At 72.4% G+C, this 4,126-nt stretch carries 5 protein-coding genes; all 5 read left to right on the top strand.

Going from position 1 to position 4,126, the window contains the following annotated elements:
* The first annotated feature begins 360 nt into the window (after positions 1-360).
* The gene (locus V8688_RS31550) at positions 361-963 is read left to right on the top strand and encodes a maleylpyruvate isomerase family mycothiol-dependent enzyme (protein ID WP_255587157.1); all 603 of its coding nucleotides are present in this window, start codon (positions 361-363) and stop codon (positions 961-963) included.
* A 76-nt stretch (positions 964-1,039) separates the two neighbouring features.
* Positions 1,040-1,771, top strand: a complete 732-nt coding sequence (priA, locus tag V8688_RS31545) for a bifunctional 1-(5-phosphoribosyl)-5-((5-phosphoribosylamino)methylideneamino)imidazole-4-carboxamide isomerase/phosphoribosylanthranilate isomerase PriA (RefSeq protein WP_218716880.1) — start codon at positions 1,040-1,042, stop codon at positions 1,769-1,771.
* 8 nt (positions 1,772-1,779) lie between these two features.
* Complete coding sequence (locus V8688_RS31540) at positions 1,780-2,601, top strand: inositol monophosphatase (RefSeq protein ID WP_218716879.1); 822 nt, start codon at positions 1,780-1,782, stop codon at positions 2,599-2,601.
* Between the two features lie 5 nt (positions 2,602-2,606).
* A complete protein-coding gene (hisF, locus tag V8688_RS31535) occupies positions 2,607-3,422 on the top strand; it encodes an imidazole glycerol phosphate synthase subunit HisF (protein ID WP_218716878.1) in 816 nt (271 codons plus the stop codon).
* A 174-nt stretch (positions 3,423-3,596) separates the two neighbouring features.
* Positions 3,597-4,126: LLM class flavin-dependent oxidoreductase (locus V8688_RS31530; protein WP_342802339.1), on the top strand; the 530-nt coding region annotated here is incomplete at its 3' end.

Here is a 4,126-nt window from a genome sequence, read left to right as displayed (position 1 = left end):
GGCGGCCGTGGCGATCGCCTCGGCGAGCCGCGCCGGGTCGGCCAGTGTTTCGGCGTCGAGCACCGGTCCGGTGGTCGGCACGGCCCGGCGTCCGGTGCGGCGTCGCCGATTCTGTTTGCCCACGGTGTTCGGGCGTCCTCTCCTCGGTGGCGCCGGTCGGCGGCGCGCGATCACGATGCGGCCGACCGGCGGCCATCGTCCCATTGTCCAGGCGTCGCGCCGGGCGGGTGACCACGGGCCGCGCCCCGGTGTGCCCGTCGATTGCGGGGCCGTCGGGAGACAGACCCGTCGGAATGTATTTCGCTGTCGTGCACCGGAATCGGGGGCTGCGACGCCGGAGGGCGACCTACAGTGATGGGCATGAGCTATCGGGGGATGCTGGCCGCGGAACGGGCCGAGCTGATCGAACTCCTACGTGGACTGACCGAGCGGGAGTGGGAGACACCGTCGCTGTGCGCGGGGTGGCGGGTGCGCGACGTGGTCGGCCATCTGCTCACCGACACGCTCGGTCCCCTCGACTACGCGGCCGCCGCGGCGCGCAATCGCGGCTCGGTCGATCGGATCAACAACGCGCTCGCCGCGTCGTTCGCCGAACTGCCGACCGCGCAGCTGGTGCACATGTTCGAGCACGAGTCGGGTCGGCTGTCGCGGTTCTCGCCGCGGCTCATGCTCTCGGACCTGCTGGTGCATCAGCAAGACATCCGGCGGCCACTGCGCCGACCGCGCGTCATCGCCCCCGATCGGCTGATCGCGGTGCTGTCCTACCCGGACCCGTTCGCGTTCCCGGGCAAGCGGACCAAGGGCCTGCGTTTCATCGCCACCGACGTGGACTGGGCCTGGGGCGACGGACCCGAGGTACGCGGCCCCGGCGAGGCCATCGCCCTGGCCGTGGTCGGCCGCGCCGCCGTCCTCGACGAGCTCACCGGCGGTGGCGTCCCCGAACTCCGGCGCCGTTGCGGCTGAACCCGCGACGTGACACGGGCCTCAGGGGCGTGGACCGGTGCGGAGATCGACAGTCCGGACCTACTAGTCTGATCCCGTGAGTCTTGTGCTGTTGCCCGCCGTCGATGTCGCCAATGGGGAGGCCGTGCGCCTCGTGCAGGGAGAGGCCGGTAGCGAAACCAGCTACGGGTCGCCCCGGGACGCGGCACTGGCGTGGCAGCAGGCAGGCGCCGAGTGGGTGCATCTGGTGGATCTGGACGCCGCCTTCGGCAAGGGGAGCAACCGGGACCTGATCGCCCAGGTCGTCGGGGAACTCGATGTCAAGGTCGAGCTGTCCGGCGGCATCCGCGACGACGCCTCCCTGGAAGCGGCGCTGGCCACCGGGTGCGCGCGGGTCAATATCGGCACCGCCGCGATCGAGAACCCGCAGTGGTGCGCGCGGGTACTGGGCGAGTACGGCGACCGGATCGCGGTCGGGCTCGACGTCAAGCAGATCGACGGGGAATGGCGGCTGCGCGGTCGCGGCTGGGTCACCGATGGCGGCGACCTGTGGGAGGCGCTCGAACGCCTCGAACGCGACGGCTGCGCGCGCTATGTCGTGACCGACGTCTCCAAGGACGGCACGCTGACCGGCCCCAACCTGGAACTGCTGAGCGAGGTCGCCAACGCCGCCGAGGCCCCGGTCGTCGCCTCCGGCGGCATCTCGGTGCTCGACGACCTGGTCGCCATCGCGGGCCTGGCCGAGGAGGGCGTGGAGGGCGCGATCATCGGCAAGGCGCTGTACGCGGGCCGGTTCACCCTGCCCGAGGCCCTGGCCGCGGTGCGCTGACACCGACGATGACCGCCGCACCGAGCACCGCCGAGCTGACCGACCTGCTGGCCATCGCCACCCAGGTACTGGATGGGGTCGTCCCGCGTTTCGTCGAGGGCATCGGTGCGCCGAGCGCGGTCACCAAGGGCCGCAACGACTTCGCCACCGAACTCGATCTCGAGCTGGAGCGCACCATCTCCGCCGAACTCCAGCAGCGCACCGGGATCGCGGTGCACGGCGAGGAATTCGGCGGCCCGGCGCTCACCTCCGGCACGGCCTGGGTGCTCGACCCGATCGACGGCACCTTCAACTATTCCTCCGGCCACCCCATGTCGGGCACCCTGCTGGCGCTCGTCCACGAGGGTGAACCGGTGATCGGCCTGACCTGGCTGCCGCTGCTCGGCCGCCGGTACGCGGCGATCCAGGGCGGCCCGGTGTACCTCGACGGCGTCGCGCTGCCGCCGCTGCAACCCGGCAAGCTGGCCGAGGCGATGATCGGTTTCGGCGCGTTCAACGTGGACTCGGCCGGGCGTATCCCCGGTCAGTTCCGGTTCGACCTGCTCGGTGCGCTGAGCAGGCTCTCCTCGCGGGTCCGCATGCACGGCGCCACCGGCATCGACCTGGCGTTCACCGCCTCCGGCGCGCTCGGCGGCGCGGTCGTGTTCGGGCACCATCCGTGGGACAACGCGGCCGGTGTCGCGCTGGTGCGTTCCGCGGGCGGCGTGGTCACCGATCTGGCGGGCGCGCCGTGGACGATCACCTCGGGCTCGGTGCTGGCCGCCGCCCCCGGCGTCCACGAGGAACTCCTGGAAATGATTTGCACGGTCAGCGAAGAGGAACGAGGCTGAACACCATGACACCGCGCACCGACGAACGGCCGGACACCGCGGCGCCGAGCACGCTGGCCGTCCGGGTGATCCCGTGCCTGGATGTCGACGCGGGCCGGGTGGTCAAGGGCGTCAACTTCCAGAACCTGCGCGACGCGGGCGACCCGGTGGAACTGGCCGCCACCTACGACGCCCAGGGCGCCGACGAGCTCACCTTCCTCGACGTCACCGCCTCCACCGGTGATCGCGGCACCATGCTCGACGTGGTGACCCGCACCGCCGAGCAGATCTTCATCCCGCTCACCGTCGGCGGCGGCGTGCGCACCGTCGCCGACGTCGACCGGCTGCTGCGCGCCGGCGCGGACAAGGTGTCGGTGAACACCGCCGCCATCGCCCGCCCCGAGGTGCTCTCGGAGATGTCGCAGCGGTTCGGTTCGCAGTGCATCGTGCTCTCCGTCGACGCGCGCACCGTGCCCGACGGTCAGCCCGACACCCCCTCCGGCTGGGAGGTCACCACCCACGGCGGCAAGCGCGGCACCGGCATCGATGCGGTCGAATGGGCCATCCGCGGCGCCGAACTGGGCGTCGGCGAGATCCTGCTGAACTCGATGGACGCCGACGGCACCAAGGCCGGCTTCGACCTGCCGATGATCGCCGCGGTCCGGGCCGCGGTGCGGGTGCCGGTCATCGCCAGCGGCGGCGCGGGCGCGGTCGCGCACTTCCCGCCCGCCGTGCACGCGGGGGCCGACGCGGTACTGGCCGCGAGCGTGTTCCACTTCGGCGATCTCACCATCGGCCAGGTCAAGGACGCCATGCGCGCGGACGGGATCACCGTCCGCTGAGATCGTGTCCGCGCGGGTGACCGGTCGGGATCGCGGTTCGCCGAGGTCGCGGCCGCGCGCGGGGTGCCCGGTCCGAACCGCCTGCGGCGAGGACGTGACCGCGCGCTCGGGTGCAGTGGAAATCGGCGTGCGCTGAATGCGATGAAATCCGTTGCCGCGCGGGTTGATCCTCGGATGAGCATCGGAATCGCGTTGTCCCCGTTCGCCCTCGACCAATCCGCCAATGCCGTCGACGCGGCCGTCGACCTGGGGCGCAGCGCCGCCGCGGCCGGACTGAGTTCGGTGTGGCTCGGCCAGACCTTCTCGCACGACTCGCTGCTGGTGGCGGCGGTGATCGGCCGCGAGGTCCCGGGGATCGAGGTCGGCACCTCGGTGGTGCCGGTGCCGGGCAGGCATCCGCTGCTGGTGGCGAGTCAGGCGCAGACCGCGCAGGCGGCCACCGGCGGACGGTTCACCCTCGGCCTGGGTCTGGGCGCCCGCGCGCTGTCCGAGCGCGCGTTCGGCGGCCCGTTCGATCGTCCGGCGACGCGGCTGCGCGAATTCCTCACCGCGCTGCGCTCGATCCTCGACACCGGCGCGGTCGACTTCCGGGGCGAGACCCTGACCGCGGCCACGCCGATGCCCGCCGCCGTCGCGGGCGCCACCCCCACCGTGCCGGTGCTGGTCGCGGCGATGGGACCGCGGGCGCTGTCGGCCACCGGCGA

It is taken from the genome of Nocardia sp. No.11 (assembly GCF_038752175.1).
Classification (GTDB): Bacteria; Actinomycetota; Actinomycetes; order Mycobacteriales; family Mycobacteriaceae; genus Nocardia; species Nocardia canadensis.
Note: the sequence above shows the minus strand (reverse complement) of the source record. Positions and strands in the feature narration are given on the sequence as shown.